19 protein-coding genes are annotated in these 15,280 nt (G+C 61.1%); 16 read left to right on the plus strand and 3 right to left on the minus strand.

The window, feature by feature from the left end; all coding sequences use genetic code 11:
* The first annotated feature begins 14 nt into the window (after positions 1-14).
* From KI614_RS13015 to KI614_RS13040, 6 genes are read left to right on the plus strand one after another with little or no spacing between them, the layout of a single operon-like run.
* The gene (locus KI614_RS13015; RefSeq protein WP_226406111.1) at positions 15-1,199 is read left to right on the plus strand and encodes a class I SAM-dependent methyltransferase; all 1,185 of its coding nucleotides are present in this window, start codon (positions 15-17) and stop codon (positions 1,197-1,199) included.
* Positions 1,196-2,008, plus strand: a complete 813-nt coding sequence (gene pyrF / locus KI614_RS13020; protein WP_226406112.1) for an orotidine-5'-phosphate decarboxylase — start codon at positions 1,196-1,198, stop codon at positions 2,006-2,008. Before KI614_RS13015 ends, pyrF begins: the two co-directional genes overlap by 4 nt.
* A gap of 12 nt (positions 2,009-2,020) precedes the next feature.
* A complete protein-coding gene (locus tag KI614_RS13025) occupies positions 2,021-2,650 on the plus strand; it encodes a flavin reductase family protein (protein ID WP_226406113.1) in 630 nt (209 codons plus the stop codon).
* Positions 2,651-2,668: 18 nt separating this feature from the next.
* Complete coding sequence (locus tag KI614_RS13030) at positions 2,669-3,526, plus strand: neutral zinc metallopeptidase (protein ID WP_226406114.1); 858 nt, start codon at positions 2,669-2,671, stop codon at positions 3,524-3,526.
* Entirely contained in the window at positions 3,496-4,341 is an 846-nt protein-coding gene (locus tag KI614_RS13035; protein ID WP_226406115.1) for a peptidoglycan DD-metalloendopeptidase family protein, read from the plus strand. Before KI614_RS13030 ends, KI614_RS13035 begins: the two co-directional genes overlap by 31 nt.
* Positions 4,342-4,371: 30 nt before the next feature.
* Positions 4,372-4,695, plus strand: coding sequence for a hypothetical protein (locus tag KI614_RS13040; protein WP_226406116.1), 324 nt, complete (start codon positions 4,372-4,374; stop codon positions 4,693-4,695).
* Here the strand turns inward: KI614_RS13040 and KI614_RS13045 are convergent.
* Entirely contained in the window at positions 4,686-5,039 is a 354-nt protein-coding gene (locus KI614_RS13045; RefSeq protein ID WP_226406117.1) for a RidA family protein, read from the minus strand. The two genes, KI614_RS13040 and KI614_RS13045, sit on opposite strands and share 10 nt — an antisense overlap.
* A 353-nt stretch (positions 5,040-5,392) precedes the next feature.
* Between KI614_RS13045 and KI614_RS13050 the strand changes: the two genes are divergently transcribed.
* Genes KI614_RS13050 through KI614_RS13075 form a run of 6 tightly spaced genes read left to right on the plus strand, consistent with a single transcriptional unit; the run spans position 5,393 to position 10,706 of the window.
* Positions 5,393-5,980, plus strand: coding sequence for a hypothetical protein (locus tag KI614_RS13050; protein ID WP_226406118.1), 588 nt, complete (start codon positions 5,393-5,395; stop codon positions 5,978-5,980).
* Positions 5,981-5,989: 9 nt separating this feature from the next.
* Positions 5,990-7,138, plus strand: coding sequence for an efflux RND transporter periplasmic adaptor subunit (locus KI614_RS13055; RefSeq protein ID WP_226406119.1), 1,149 nt, complete (start codon positions 5,990-5,992; stop codon positions 7,136-7,138).
* A gap of 4 nt (positions 7,139-7,142) precedes the next feature.
* Complete coding sequence (locus KI614_RS13060) at positions 7,143-7,826, plus strand: ABC transporter ATP-binding protein (protein WP_226406120.1); 684 nt, start codon at positions 7,143-7,145, stop codon at positions 7,824-7,826.
* Between the two features lie 2 nt (positions 7,827-7,828).
* Positions 7,829-9,037, plus strand: coding sequence for an ABC transporter permease (locus KI614_RS13065; RefSeq protein ID WP_226406121.1), 1,209 nt, complete (start codon positions 7,829-7,831; stop codon positions 9,035-9,037).
* Positions 9,038-9,039: 2 nt separating this feature from the next.
* A complete protein-coding gene (locus KI614_RS13070) occupies positions 9,040-10,239 on the plus strand; it encodes an ABC transporter permease (RefSeq protein ID WP_226406122.1) in 1,200 nt (399 codons plus the stop codon).
* A 47-nt stretch (positions 10,240-10,286) separates the two neighbouring features.
* Positions 10,287-10,706 carry a MaoC family dehydratase gene (locus KI614_RS13075; RefSeq protein ID WP_203467469.1) on the plus strand — a complete coding sequence of 140 codons (420 nt, stop codon included), beginning with the start codon at positions 10,287-10,289 and terminating at the stop codon, positions 10,704-10,706.
* 64 nt (positions 10,707-10,770) lie between these two features.
* Here the strand turns inward: KI614_RS13075 and KI614_RS13080 are convergent, their stop codons facing one another.
* Both KI614_RS13080 and KI614_RS13085 read right to left on the minus strand, forming a co-directional pair.
* Positions 10,771-11,811 (minus strand): pseudouridine synthase, encoded by a 1,041-nt coding sequence (locus tag KI614_RS13080; protein ID WP_226406123.1) that lies wholly within the window; start codon positions 11,809-11,811, stop codon positions 10,771-10,773.
* Positions 11,808-12,152, minus strand: coding sequence for an FKBP-type peptidyl-prolyl cis-trans isomerase (locus KI614_RS13085; RefSeq protein ID WP_203467471.1), 345 nt, complete (start codon positions 12,150-12,152; stop codon positions 11,808-11,810). Before KI614_RS13085 ends, KI614_RS13080 begins: the two co-directional genes overlap by 4 nt.
* A 128-nt stretch (positions 12,153-12,280) precedes the next feature.
* Between KI614_RS13085 and rplU the strand changes: the two genes are divergently transcribed.
* The 4 genes from rplU to proB all read left to right on the plus strand — a co-directional run bounded on the left by rplU (position 12,281) and on the right by proB (position 15,249).
* Positions 12,281-12,592, plus strand: coding sequence for a 50S ribosomal protein L21 (rplU, locus tag KI614_RS13090; RefSeq protein ID WP_117609584.1), 312 nt, complete (start codon positions 12,281-12,283; stop codon positions 12,590-12,592).
* A gap of 17 nt (positions 12,593-12,609) precedes the next feature.
* Positions 12,610-12,873, plus strand: coding sequence for a 50S ribosomal protein L27 (gene rpmA / locus KI614_RS13095; protein WP_203467472.1), 264 nt, complete (start codon positions 12,610-12,612; stop codon positions 12,871-12,873).
* A gap of 147 nt (positions 12,874-13,020) precedes the next feature.
* Positions 13,021-14,115: an Obg family GTPase CgtA gene (cgtA, locus tag KI614_RS13100; protein WP_226406124.1), complete on the plus strand. Its 1,095-nt coding sequence runs from the start codon at positions 13,021-13,023 to the stop codon at positions 14,113-14,115.
* Between the two features lie 12 nt (positions 14,116-14,127).
* The gene (gene proB, locus KI614_RS13105) at positions 14,128-15,249 is read left to right on the plus strand and encodes a glutamate 5-kinase (protein ID WP_226406125.1); all 1,122 of its coding nucleotides are present in this window, start codon (positions 14,128-14,130) and stop codon (positions 15,247-15,249) included.
* The last annotated feature ends 31 nt before the right edge of the window (positions 15,250-15,280 follow it).

Below are 15,280 nucleotides of genomic sequence, written 5' to 3' on the forward strand. Positions count from 1 at the left end.
TCAGCGCCAAACGCATGCCGCCTCGCGACGTCGCCCAGCTCGGCCAGGTTTTCACCCCGGCCAATGTCGTCAGTTTCATGCTCGACCTGTGTCAAAACACCGGTCGGGTGTTGGAGCCGTCGGCCGGCGACGGTGCATTTTTCAATGCCCTGCAAGCGCGGCAAGCTGATTGCATCGGCGTCGAAATCGACTCGCGTGTTGCCCCGCAAGGCGCACGCATTCTCGACTTTTTCGATTTCCCGCTGAGCGAGCAGTTCGACAGCATCATCGGCAACCCGCCCTACGTCCGTTTTCAGGATGTCGCGGTCGACACCCGGAAAAAGATGAAATCCGAGTTGTTCGACGGGCGCAGCAACCTGTTCCTGTTCTTCATCGAAAAGTGCATCCGGCACCTGAAACCGGGCGGCGAACTGGTTTTCATCGTACCGCGCGAGTTCATCAAGCTGACTGCCGCCAAGCGGCTCAACGCCTGGCTTTACGCTCAGGGCAGCATCACGCACTTTTACGAAACCGGCGATGTTCGCGTTTTTGGCGACCACACGCCGAATTGCGCCATCTTCCGTTTCGAAAAAGGCAATTTCAATCGCCGAATGGCCGATGGTCGAACCTTCACCGAAGTGGACGGCCAGTTGATGTTCCTGCGCGACGACTATCGCGTGCGCTTTGCCGATGTCTTCATGGTCAAGGTCGGTGCCGTTTCCGGGGCTGATCACGTGTTTACGCACAGCGCCGGCAACATGGAGTTCGTCTGCTCGAAAACCGTCGAAACCGGCGAAACCCGGCGCATGCTCTACGGCATCAAACATCCGCATCTGGACAAGCACAAGACCGAACTGCTCGCCCGCCGCGTCCGCAGTTTCGATGAAAGCAACTGGTGGCAATGGGGCCGCGCTTTTCCGATCAGCGAACAGCCGCGCATCTACGTCAATGGCCGGACGCGCAAGCCGGAGCCGTTTTTCCTGCACGACTGCGACAGCTACGATGGCTCCATCCTGGCCCTGTTCCCGAAAAATCCCCGCATCGCCCGGCGCGACCTGATCGAATGCACGATGATGCTGAACAAGGAAGTGGACTGGCAGGAACTCGGTTTCGTCTGCGACGGTCGCTTCATCTTCACCCAGCGCAGCCTGCAAACCTGCCTGCTGCCCGACAAGTTTTCCCGTTATTTACCGTCTGAAGCGAAAAAGGACGCCGCATGACCTTCACCCAAATGCTCGCCGCCGCCTGGCAAAAGAACAACTCCCTGCTCTGCGTCGGCCTCGACCCGGACCCGGCCAAATTTCCCGCCCACTTGAAAGGGCGCGATGACGCAATTTTCGAATTTTGCGCCGCCATCGTTGATGCCACGGCGGATCTCGTCTGCGCCTTCAAGCCGCAAATTGCCTACTTCGCCGCCCGCCGCGCCGAAGACCAGCTCGAAGCGCTGATCGCCCACATTCACGAAAAGCACCCGGACATCCCGGTCATCCTTGACGCCAAGCGCGGCGACATCGGCTCGACCGCCGAACAATACGCCGTTGAAGCCTTCGAACGCTTCAAGGCTGATGCCGTCACGGTCAACCCCTACATGGGGCGCGATTCGGTCGATCCCTACCTGGCTTACCCGGACAAGGGCGTCATCCTGCTCTGCCGGACGTCGAACGCCGGGGGTTCCGACCTCCAGTTCCTCGACGTTGGCGGTGAAAAGCTCTACGAGCGCGTCGCCCGCCTGTCGGCCGAAACCTGGAACACGAGCGGCCAGATCAGCCTCGTCGTCGGTGCCACTTTCCCGGCCGAAATTGCCCGTGTCCGTGAAATCGTCGGCGACATGCCGCTGCTCGTGCCCGGCATCGGCGCCCAGGGCGGCGATATCGAAGCAACGGTCAAGGCCGGCCGCACAGCCAATGGCACCGGTTTGATGATCAATTCGTCACGCGCCATCCTCTACGCCGGCAAAGACGAGCATTTCGCCGCCGCCGCCCGCCAGGTGGCCGCAGAAACCCGCGACGCGATCAATCGCTACCGTTAATCGGTCAAGATCATGGAATTCGACCTGAGCCAGATACCGCCCATGCCAGCCTTTTACCTGCTGGCCAGCAATGCCATCCAGCCACGGCCGATTGCCTGGGTTAGCTCGCAAGGCAGCGGCGGCATCAGCAACCTGGCACCGTTTTCCTTTTTTACCGTCGCCTGCGTCGCACCGCCGGTACTCAGCCTGACCATCACCTGGCGGCGGTCAAGTACGGGCCTGTCGCCGGAAAAAGACACCCTGCGCAATCTGCGGGAAACCGGCGAATGCGTCATCAATATCGTGACCGAAGCACTCGCCGGGACGATGAACCAGAGTTGCGGCGACTATCCGCCCGAGATCAGCGAAATCTCGGCGCTCGGCATTGCCACGGTCCCGAGCACGCAAGTGACGCCCCCCGGCGTTGCTGCTTCGCCGGTCCGTTTCGAATGCCGCCTGCGCCAGTTGATCCCGCTCGGCGACGGCCCCGGCAGCAGTCATGTCGTATTGCTCGACGTCATTCACGTGCACGCCGACGATGCGGTACTGAGCAAGGGTATGGTCGATCCCGACAAACTAGCCTCGATCGGCAAGCTGGGCGGTGATGGTTACGCCGGCACCGAAACCCGTTTTTCCCTGCCCCGGCCGATCATCGGCCAATAACCCAGCGAGGAGAGCAGCATGCGCATGGATGATTACCGCGACAGTGACAATGTTGAAGATCGCCGCGATGGCGGTGGAGGCATCGGGCGTGGTGGCGTCGGGATCGGTGGCATCGTGCTGGCCCTGGTGGTCAGTTACTTCACCGGCATCAACCCGATGACCCTGCTCGGCGTGATGGAACAAACCCCACTCGCCCAACACAGCGCACCGGCGGCCCACAAACCGCCGGCCAACGACGAAAGCGCCCGTTTCGTTTCGCGCGTACTCGCTTCGACCGAAGACGTGTGGAACGACAGTTTCCGGCAGAACGGCCGCCAGTACGAGGCACCGAAACTGGTCCTCTTTTCCGGTTCGACGCCCACCGCCTGCGGCACGGGCCAGTCTGCCATGGGCCCGTTCTACTGCCCGGGCGACCGCAAGGTTTACATCGACCTGGCGTTCTATCGCGAGTTGAAGGATCGCTTCCACGCGCCCGGCGAATTTGCCCAGGCCTACGTCATCGCTCACGAAGTCGGCCATCACGTGCAAAACCTGCTCGGCATTGCCGACAAAGTGCATCAGGCGCAGCAACGCACCGGCAAGGCGGAAGCCAATGCCCTCTCGGTACGCATGGAACTGCAGGCCGATTGCCTGGCCGGCGTCTGGGGCAAACGGACCGACACGATGAAAAAAGTGCTCGAACCGGGAGATCTCGAAGCCGCGCTGAATGCAGCCTCGGCGATTGGTGACGACCGGCTGCAACAGCAAGCCCAGGGTCGCATCGTCCCTGAGAGTTTCACGCACGGCAGTTCAGCCCAGCGCGTTCGCTGGTTCAAGGCCGGCTTTGAAAGCGGCGACATGAACCAGTGCAACACCTTCAAGGCAGCACAACTCTGAACCGCCACCACCAATGCCTGAGCGGCGTGCTGCTGCTCGTCTGGGCCGGCAGCAGCCTTGCACTGCCGCAGCACGCCGCAGTCCCCGGCGGGGTTGCCGTGATCGACCTGGGCCATGCCGCACAAGCGCCCGAGGCGCGCTGGGGTGAGCAACCGCTCGCCGTACTGCGCGACAATGGACGCTGGTTTGCGTTGCTCGGCATCCCGCTCGACACACTGCCGGGCGAACTGGAAATCAGCATCACCAGCGGCGCAAGCAGCAGCCGACGCAGCATTGCCATCGGCCTGAAAAACTACCCGGAACAGCGCCTGACGATCAAGGACAAACGCAAGGTCGAACCTGCCGCGGAAGATGTCATCCGGATCGAGCGGGAAAAGAAAATCAGCGAAGAGGTCAAGCGCCGCTTCAGCCATGAAGTGCCGCAGACCGATTTCACCCTGCCCGCCAGCGGCCCGCTTTCCTCCCGCTTCGGCCTGCGCCGTTTTTTCAACGGCTTGCCGCGCAACCCGCACGCCGGGCTTGATGTTGCCGTTGGCTCCGGCGCTCCAATCAAGGCACCGGCCGATGGCACCGTGGCCAATACCGGCGATTATTTCTTCAACGGCAATACGGTTTTCCTCGACCATGGCCAAGGTTTGATCAGCGCCTACATGCACCTCTCACGGCTCGACGTTCGTCCCGGTCAACGTGTCAAAAAGGGTGAAATACTCGGCGCGGCGGGGGCCACCGGGCGCGTCACCGGGCCGCATTTGCACTGGGCCGTGATCCTCAACAATACGCCGGTCGATCCGGAACTCTTCCTTAATCGGCCGTAGAACCGATTCGGTCCGGAAAATCGGCAGACCGTGAAAAACCGGATCATCCACCTCCAGCGCAGTGCGCCGGCCAAGCCGGACGAAGGCCAGCCATGCAACGGCTGCGGCATCTGCTGCGCCCTTGAAACCTGTCCGGCCGCACGCATACGCTTCCGGCAGGTCGAGGGACCGTGTCCAGCACTGGAATGGTCAGACACTGAACGGCGCTATCACTGCGGCCTGCTCCTTCAGCCGACCCATTACCTGAGTTGGTTGCCGCGCTTTTTCGCCCCCCTGGCGAGCCGCCTGTTTACGCGCTGGATTGCGGCCGGCCAAGGCTGCGACTGCAATGCAGAGGTTTTTGATCAACTCTGAGCGAGTGCTGCGGTCAACACCATTTCAACGCGAAATCCGGGATTGGCCAGTCGGGCCTGAACACAGGCACGGGCAGGTGCATAGCCCTCCGGTAGCCAGGCATCCCAGATGGCATTCATTGCATCGTAATCGGCCATATCGGCCAGGTAGATGGTAACCATCAGCAAATGGGCCTTGTCGCTGCCCGCCTGGGCGAGCAGATGATCGATGCTGGCCAGCAGGTTCTCGGTCTGGGCCGTGATATCGGCCTCCAGGTTGGAAGGCACTTCGACCAGATACACGGTGCGATCATGCACCACGCTGTCGGAATAACGGCGAGTCGTGCCGTAACGTTGAATCGTCATCTCGGGTTCCTGAAAGCAGGAAGCCCATGCGTTTCATGGCATGGGCTTCGGTTACTGCACCCCGGCACGTCTGGCTGGGGTAGTCGGCATTACGCCGTTATGGAGTACTACACGGTAATCTCAAGAAAAACTTCCTTTGACAACGGCCATAGAATCTCCTGCAACGCAGCTTGTCCAGCCACTGCGTGTCGGGCTTGCTGCTAACTTCGACACGAGTCCAGATTATCACTTTGCAGGAAAAAAGCCATAGTCTTTTTTGCTCATTTCCTGCGGCAATTCATTTCGAATGAGATCGTTTGTTCATTCGTTCAGGATGGGTGAAAATGGCAGGATTCGTCGACCGAACCGGACCCATGGACAATCTGATCAAGGATACCGTGACACTGGAGCTTTCCTGCTGGCTGGAACCCGGTGCCGACATACCCGGCTGGGACATCCTCAAGGGCAGTCCATTCGGTGCGACCCTCGCCGCACCGGAAGGTGGCGAACCAACGCCCGGCGACCAGTTGATCACCGTCCAGAATTATTTCGCCGAATACCATCTCGAATACTTCCGCCAGCGCCGCTACAACCATTTCCCCAGTCGCCTGCACGCCCTGCTGCTCTTTGCGACCCGAACCGACGCAATGACATTCCGGACCAAGCACCCGCAACGCGTCTTTGGCAAGAACCTGCTCTGCGCCAAGACCAAGGGGGCTTACATTTGCTCTTTCCACGATGCGAGCTGGCTGGACTACCTGCGGCTGCCGCACAGCCTGTCGCTCAGTGCGCTGGATGAAGTGGCCGAATACTACTGGTCGGGCAAGACCGTCGAGGAAGTCGGCCTGACTTTCATGAACGAACGCTGGGTTGAACCGCCCGTCATCGAAGCCCTCTACCAGGGCACCCTGGAAACGACAGCCGACCCGAACCAGTCCGGCTGGCTGCCCGGTTTCCGCTAAAGGAATTGCATGCGCCGCATTGTCACTATCGTTGCCCTGATCGTCGCTCTCGGGCTAGCCTATGCCTGGCTCAGCCGACCGAAGCCGATTCCGGTCGTTCTCAAGGAAGTCGCCGCAGGCAAGGTGGAGGCCACGCTGGCCAATACCCGCGCCGGCACCGTCGAAGCCTGCCTGCGCACCAAGCTATCAACCATCATCGGCGGCCGGATCGAATACCTCGGCGTCAAGGAAGGCGACAAGGTCAAGAAAGGCCAATTGCTGCTCAAGCTCTGGAATGACGACCAACAAGCCCAGGCCACGCTGGCCCGGACGCAGGTTGCGCTGGCCGGCCGACGGGTCGATGAGGCGTGCCTTGTCGCGGTCAACGCAGAAAAAGAGGCCAAAAGGCAGGCCGATTTGCGAGCCAAGGGCTTTGTCTCGGTTTCACGGGAAGAGGCTGCCCGCACCGATGCCGAGGCACGTCGGGCCAGTTGCGAGACGGCCAAGGCCGATGTCACGCAAGCCGAAGCCAAGTTCCGCGCCACCCGCGTCGAACAAGGGCGCGTCGCACTGTATGCCCCCTTCGACGGCACGGTCGCCAAGATTGTCGGCGAACTGGGCGAATACTCGACGCCCTCGCCCCCCGGCGTTCCGACGCCGCCGGCCATCGACCTGATCGACGATAGCTGTCTTTACGTCAAAGCGCCGATGGATGAGGTGGACGCCCCGAAAATCAGCCAGGGCCAGCCGGTTCGCGTCACGCTGGACGCCCTGCCGGGCCAGCAACTGAGCGGCAAAGTCAGGCGCGTCGCACCCTTTGTTTCGGCCGTTGAGAAACAAGCGCGTACGGTCGATATCGAAGTCGACTTCCAGCAACCGGAAAATGCCGGGAAGCTGCTCGTCGGTTACAGCGCCGACGTCGAAATCATCTTGCAGGCGCGCGACAAAGTGCTGCGCATTCCGACTGCCGCGATCCAGAGCGGAGGGCGCGTGCTGGTCTTCAATCCGGAAAGCGGCAAGCTCGACGAGCGCAAGATCAAGGCGGGCCTGGCCAATTGGGAATTCACCGAGGTGCTTGACGGCTTGAGCGCCGGAGAACGCATTGTCGTCTCGCTCGAAAAAGAGGGAATCAAATCCGGGGCCAGCGTGACGCCGGATGACAAGACACAGGGCAAATAAATCGATGGCCCTGATCGAACTGAAAAATATCGAGCGCACCTTCCAGCTCGGCGATGCCGCGGTCCACGCGCTCTCGGCCCTCGATTTGACGATCTCGACCGGCGAATACGTCGCCGTGATGGGCCCTTCCGGTTCCGGCAAATCGACCCTGCTCAACCTGCTGGGCCTGCTCGACCGGCCCAGCAGCGGCACCTACCAACTCGAAGGGCGCGATGTCACCACCCTCTCGCCGGATGAACAGGCGCAGGTTCGCAGCCAGCGTATCGGCTTCGTTTTCCAGAGTTTTCACCTTGTTCCGCGGTTGACCGCAGCAGAGAACATCGCCCTGCCGATGACCCTGGCCGGCCTGCCGCTCAAGGAGCGCAACGCCCGGGTTGAGCAGGCACTGCTCGATTTCGGCCTGGAACATCGGGCCGACCATCGCCCTGACCAGCTTTCCGGCGGCCAGCGCCAGCGTGTTGCGATCGCCCGGGCAACCATCATGCAGCCGGCACTGATCCTGGCCGACGAACCGACCGGCAACCTTGACCGCCACACCGGCGACGAAGTCGTACATTTACTTGAAACCCTGAACAGCCGCGGCGTCACGCTCATCGTCGTCACCCACGACCCATCGCTCGGCGCCCGTGCCGGACGCCAGCTGGTCATGGAGGACGGCGGCCTGAAGCAAGACAGCGCCCGCCCCTGAGCATGCGCCCCGCCGACATCCTCCGCTTCGCCCGCGATGCAGCCACCGGTTACCCGATGCGCACCAGCCTGTCGGTGCTGGCCATGTCGATCGGCGTCGCCGCCGTCGTCATCCTGACCGCGCTGGGTGATGGTGCTCGACGTTACGTCGTCGGCCAGTTTTCCTCGATTGGCACCAACCTGGTGATCGTGTTGCCCGGCCGCTCCGGCACCGGCGGCTTCAATCCGGCCAACGCGATCACCACCACGCCGCGCGACCTGAGTATCGACGATGCCGGCAGCCTGCGCCGGGCACCGGCAGTGAGCCGCGTCGCACCGCTCGCGGTCGGCACTTCGGAAATCAGTTTTGGCGGCCGGTTGCGGGAGGTCATGGTGGCCGGCTCGACCAGCGAATTCATTCCGATCCGTAATTTCGAACTGGCACAAGGCGTCGGCCTGCCGGATGAAGACTGGAATCGTGGCACCGCCGTGGCTGTCATCGGCGCCAAGATTCGCGAGGAGCTTTTCGGCAACGCCTCAGCCGTCGGTCAGCTGATTCGTGTCGGCGACCGTCGCCTGCGCGTCATCGGCGTACTCAAGCCGGTTGGTCAGGGGCTGGGCATGAACACCGACGAACTGGTCATCGTGCCGGTGGCGCTCTCGCAGGCAATGTTCAACACCAACACCCTGTTCCGCGTTCTGGTCGAAGCCAAAAACCGCGAAGCCATCCCCGACGCCAAGGCTCAGGTCATCGATATTCTCAAGCAGCGCCACCGCGGCGAGGAAGACGTTACGGTGATCACCCAGGATGCCGTACTCGCCACCTTCGACAAACTGCTCGGCGCCCTGACCCTGGGCGTCGCCGGTATCGCCGCGATCAGCCTGGCCGTTGCCGGCATTCTGGTGATGAATGTGATGCTGGTGGCCGTCACCCAGCGAACCGGTGAAATCGGCCTGCTCAAGGCGCTCGGCGCCACAGCGCAAACAATACGCCTCGCCTTCCTGACGGAGGCAGCCATGCTGTCTGCACTCGGCGCCTTGCTGGGCTACGCACTCGGCGAAGCCGGCGCTTTCGCGTTGCGCCAGATTTTCCCGGTCTTTCCGGCCTATCCGCCCAACTGGGCGGTGATTGCAGCCCTGCTCACGGCGCTTGGCACCGGCCTCCTTTTCGGCTTCCTGCCGGCCCGACGCGCTGCCCGGCTCGACCCGGTGCAAGCCCTGATGAAGCACTGAACATGCGATTTGCCGACGCTCTCCACCTGGCGGTTCGCGCGATTAGCGCCCAACGCCTGCGCAGCTTCCTGACCTTGCTCGGCATTGCTGTCGGGATTGCGGCGGTGATCCTGCTCACCTCGATCGGCGAAGGCATTCACCGCTTCGTGCTCGGTGAATTCACCCAATTCGGGACCAATGTCATTTCCATTTCGCCGGGCAAAACGAAAACCGGCGGATCGACCTCCGGCTTGCCATCAAGCGCTAGGCCATTGACCCTCGACGATGCCCGCTCGCTCGAACGACTGCCGCACATTCTGGCCGTCACGCCCAATGTCCGGGGCAATGCCGAAGTAGTGGGCAATGGACGAACGCGACGGACGCTGGTCTATGGCGTCAATGCCAAATTACCGCAAATCTTCCGGTCGACCGTGCAAAGCGGCCAATTCCTGCCCGATGATGATGAACGGAGCGCCCGTGCCTTCGTCGTCCTCGGCAGCAAGTTGAAAAACGAATTATTCGGCAGCGAGAATCCGCTGGGCCAGCGCCTGCGCATCGGCGGCCTGCACTTTCGCATCATCGGGGTAATGGCCCCGAAAGGGCAGTTTCTCGGCATCGACCTTGACGATACCGCCTTCATCCCGACCGTTCGCGCCCAGGAACTGTTCAACCGCGAAGGCGTCGACGAGATCAATATCGCTACAGAGGAAGGCATTGCGTCGGCCCGGATTGGCAGCGGCATCAAGACGCATCTGCTGGCACGCCATGGGCGCGAAGATTTCACGATCACCTCCCAGGAAGAGATGCTCAAGACGCTGTCCAACATCCTGAACGTCCTGACCATGGCCGTCGGCGCGCTGGGCGGCATTTCGCTGCTGGTCGGCGGCGTCGGCATCGTGACTATCATGACCATTGCCGTCAGCGAACGGACAAGTGAAATCGGCCTGCTGGTTGCGCTCGGCGCCCGGCGAAGAACCATCTTGCTGCTTTTTCTCGGCGAAGCCGTGGCGCTCTCGGCGATTGGTGGCGGTTTTGGCCTACTGCTCGGCATCGGTCTGGCCCAGGCGATTCACTTCGCCCTGCCCGCCCTGCCGGTGCACACCCCGCTCAGCTTCGTGCTGCTCGCCGAAGCCGTGGCAATCGCCATCGGCCTGGCAACCGGCGTCCTCCCAGCCCGACGCGCAGCTCGACTCGACCCGGTTGAAGCACTGCGGACAGAATGACGTGGTAAAGTTCCGGGCATAATTTTCATAACCCCGAGGAAACAGCAATGACGTATTACATCGAAGACCTGCAACCCGGCATGAGCCACACCATGGGCAAAACGATCACCGACGCCGATATCGTTCTGTTCGCTGGCGTTTCAACCGACACCAACGCCGTGCACCTGGACGAAGAGTTCGGCAAGAGCACCCCGTTCGGTGGCCGCATTGCCCACGGCATGCTGTCCGCCAGCTTCATTTCCGCTGTCCTCGGCGCCCATTTGCCCGGCCCCGGCACCATTTACCTGGCCCAGAGCCTGAAATTCAAGGCCCCGGTTCGCCCCGGCGACACCGTCAAGACCACGGTCACCGTCAAGGAAGTGATCGCTGCCAAGAAGCGCGTCATTCTCGACACCATCTGCAAGGTTGGCGAAACCGTCGTGATCGAAGGCGAAGCCACCATCATGATCGGCAACAAGCCGGCCTGAGCCTGATTTTCGGCCAAGAAAAAGCCCGGTACGATGACCGGGCTTTTTTTCGTCTGACGGCGGACTAGAAAGCTTCGTCAGCCCGCAGGAAACGCCATTGCCCCTGTTCCAGGTCGCCCAGCCGGACACGGCCGATACGCACCCGCTTCAAGCCGATGACACGCAAGCCGACCAGTTCGCACATGCGACGAATCTGGCGCTTCTTGCCTTCCTTCAGGATGAAGTGCAACTGATCTTCATTCAGTTGCTTGACGCGCGCCGGGCGCAAGGGCTTGTCATCCAGCTCCAGGCCGTGATTAAGCAACGCCAGGCCATTCGGAATCAACTCGCCGCTGACACGGACCAGATATTCCTTTTCAACCGTGCTTTCATCGCCAATCAGTTTCTTGGCGACACGGCCATCCTGAGTCAGGACCAGCAACCCCGTCGAGTCGATATCCAGACGACCAGCCGGCGCCAGGCCACGCAGCATCCACGGCTTGAATTCCGGATCGCCCGACTGGACAAGCTGGGTTTCCAGCGAAATCAGCGTCACCGCCGGCGTACTGCCCGGCTCGGGCTGGCCGGACACATAACCGACCGGCTTGTTGATCAGGATCGTCACCTGCTTGGCCTGATCAGCCTTGGCTTCCTTGGAAATGGCGATTTCAGCATCCGGCCCGATACGCGAACCGAGTTCGCTGATCTGCTGGCCATTGACGAAAACCCAGCCACGCTCGATCCACAAATCAGCCTCACGGCGCGAACACATGCCACGCTCGGACATTACCTTGGACAAGCGGACACCCGTCGGCGCCTCGCCAGGCGGCAACTCGGGACGCGGCGCCTTGACCGGGACATCCTTGACCGGTGCGATTTTTGCGGTCGACTGCGCAGCCGGGGCTTTTTTCACCGGCCCGCGCGACGGCGTACGAACCACCGGCGAACGATTCACCGTCAAAGTACCGGTTGGCGGCACACGCGGCGCCTCTGCCTTGGCCTCAGGCGCAGGGCGTGACCGGGCAGCAGGACGCTCCGCCGGCTTTTCGGCCGGAGAACCAGCGTCGACCGCAGCACCCGGCTTGCGCCACTTGGCCCACGGGTCGTCCTTGTTGAAATCGCTCATTGGACAGCGAGGAGTTCAACCTCGAAGACCAGCGTTGCATTCGGCGGGATAACGCCACCCGCGCCGCGCGGACCGTAACCCAGTTCGGACGGGATAGTCAGCTTGCGCGTACCGCCGACTTTCATGCCCTGGACACCTTCGTCCCAGCCGGCGATCACGTGACGCATACCGAGCGGAAACTGGAAAGGATCGGCACGATCCTTCGAGGAGTCGAACTTGCTGCCATCGGTCAGCCAGCCGGTGTAATGGACGGTCACGTAATTGCCGACCGTGGCTTCCGTACCTTCGCCAACAACGGTGTCTTCATAAACAAGGCCGGAGGCCGTGGTGATTTCAGCCATGAATAGCTCCTTTTGCAAAGACGAAAAGTCTACCACAAGGCAAAGACAAGGCTTTGACTTCGCTGCACTTTTCCGTATAATGCGCGGTTCTTTGTAGCACCTTTTGTATTATTTTCGGAGTCCAACCCATGTATGCGGTCATAAAAACCGGCGGTAAGCAGTATCGCGTTACCAACGGTCTAAAACTTAAAGTAGAACAGATACCGGCAGACGTTGGCGCAGAAGTTACCCTTGACCAGGTCCTCATGGCAGGCGAAGGCGAGTCGGTAAAGATCGGCGCTCCCTTCCTTGCTGGCGCCACCGTTAAGGCAACCGTGATTTCCCACGGCCGCCACGACAAGGTCAAGATCTTCAAGATGCGTCGTCGTAAGCACTACCAGAAGCATCAAGGCCATCGTCAGAACTACACCGAATTGCGCATCGACGCGATCGCGGCCTAAGTTCAAGGAGCTAATAAATGGCACACAAAAAAGCTGGCGGCAGTTCACGTAACGGCCGCGACTCACAAGCCCAACGACTGGGCGTCAAGCGCTACGGCGGTCAATTCGTCCTGGCTGGCAACATCATTGTTCGCCAGCGTGGCACCGAATTTCACCCGGGCGAAAACGTTGGCTGCGGCAAGGATCACACCCTGTTCGCACTCAAGGATGGCGTGATTCAGTTCTCCATCAAGGGCTTGAAAAAGCGCCGCGTGGTGACCATCGTTCCGGCCGCCGAATAATTTCGGCCAGGCGGAAACAAAAGCCCTATCCGCCGGATAGGGCTTTTTTGTTTATTGCCCTGCGTATTTGCAACGCCCCTCCGAAGTACGCACAGCAATAAAATTCATGCCCGACCACTCGGGCAGCCCAAAGCGGAAAGCACAGACATGAAATTCATCGACGAAGCCAAGATCTACGTAAAAGCCGGCGACGGCGGCAACGGCGCGGCAACATTCCGTCGCGAAAAATACATCCCGATGGGCGGCCCGAACGGTGGCGACGGCGGGCGGGGCGGTAGCATCTACGTCATTGCCGACCGCAACATCAATACCCTGGTCGACTATCGCTACACCCGGAAATTCATCGGCAAGCGTGGCGAAAACGGCGGCGGCGCGGATCAATATGGCGCAGGCGGCGACGACATCATCCTGCGCATGCCGGTTGGCACGGTCATTTACAACCAACACACAGATGAGATCGTTGCCGACCTGGCCGAGCACGATCAAAAGATCCTGATCGCCCAAGGCGGCAAGGGCGGCCTCGGCAACATTCACTTCAAATCATCGACCAACCGCGCACCGCGCCAGAAAACCAACGGCGCACAAGGCGAAGAACTGGAACTGCGCCTCGAACTACGCGTCCTGGCCGATGTCGGCCTGCTCGGCCTGCCCAACGCCGGCAAAAGCACGCTGATCCGCGCCATCTCCTCTGCGCGCCCAAAAGTTGCCGACTACCCCTTCACCACGCTGCACCCGAATCTTGGTGTTGTCCGCGTCGATGACGAGAAAAGCTTCGTCATGGCCGACGTCCCCGGCCTGATCGAAGGCGCCGCCGACGGCGCCGGCCTCGGCATCCGCTTCCTCAAGCACCTGCAGCGTACGCGCATTCTGTTGCACCTCGTGGATATTGCACCGATCGACCCGGATTCCAATCCGGTGCGCGATGCCAAGGCCATTGTTGGCGAACTGGTCAAGCACGACCCCGAACTGGCCAACAAGCCGCGCTGGCTGGTCCTCAACAAACTCGACCTGATTCCCGAAGAAGACCGCGAAGAAGCCGTCAAGAATTTCCTCAAGGCCTACAAGAAAGCCACCAAATACGACGGCCCATATTTCCCCATCGCGGCAATCAACGGCGAAGGAACCAAGCCCCTGATTTACGCAATCAGCGAAGCACTCGAGCAAATGGCCCGCCCGGAAATCGGCGACCTCGACGACAACGACGAGCACAGCGACGACATCCCCGCCAAAGACAACGCCTGACACAGACTCACCATGCACACCACTCGCCTCGCCTCCGCCAAACGCCTCGTCGTCAAAGTCGGCTCCGCCCTGGTCACCAACAATGGCGCAGGACTCGATCTTGCCGCCATCGATGACTGGGCACGCCAGATCAGCGTACTGCGCCAGCAAGGCAAGGAAGTTGTACTGGTTTCCTCCGGCGCAATCGCCTGCGGCATGCAGCGTCTCGGCTGGAACAAGCGCCCGAAATCAGTGCACGAACTGCAAGCCGCCGCAGCGGTTGGCCAAATGGGTCTGGTTCAAGTCTACGAAGGCGCATTTTCGAAATACGGCCTGCAAACCGCCCAGATCCTCCTTACCCACGACGACCTGGCCGATCGCAAACGCTACCTGAACGCTCGCTCGACACTGACCACACTCCTTGAGCTTGGCGTCATCCCGATCATCAACGAAAACGATACCGTCGTCACCGACGAGATCAAATTCGGCGACAACGACACACTGGGCGCGCTGGTCGCCAACCTGATCGAAGCCGAAGCCTTGATCATCCTGACCGACCAGATCGGCCTCTTTACCGCCGACCCGCGCAAAGACCCGAATGCCACACTGATCAGCGAAGCCACCGCCGGCGACGAAGCACTCGAAAGCATGGCTGGCGGCGCCGGCACGTCAATCGGCAAAGGCGGCATGATTACCAAGGTAATCGCCGCCAAGCGCGCCGCCCGCAGCGGCGCGCACACCGCTATTGCCAGCGGACGCGAAAGCAACCCGATCATTCGCCTGGCCAACGGCGACCCGGTTGGCACACTGCTCGTCTCGCAGACTCAACCCCTTGCAGCACGCAAACAATGGCTGGCCGACCACTTGCAACTTGCCGGACGCCTGTTACTTGACGATGGCGCGGTCAACGCCCTGAAATCGGGAAAAAGCTTGCTGCCAATCGGCGTGATCGCCGCCGAAGGGGACTTTGAGCGCGGCGCAGCAGTCGCCTGCATCAGCCCAGAAGGCCATGAAATTGCACGCGGCCTGAGCAACTACGGCAGCGGTGAAGCAAGACTCATTGCGCGCAAATCAACGCCCGAAATAGAAGACCTGCTGGGCTATGTTGATGAGCCGGAGATTATCCATCGCGACAATCTGATTCTCGTCGACTAAGCCGGTTTGACCCGTCCTAATCTAGGTTGAC

This window comes from Dechloromonas denitrificans, from assembly GCF_020510665.1.
Lineage (GTDB): Bacteria > Pseudomonadota > Gammaproteobacteria > Burkholderiales > Rhodocyclaceae > Azonexus > Azonexus denitrificans_B.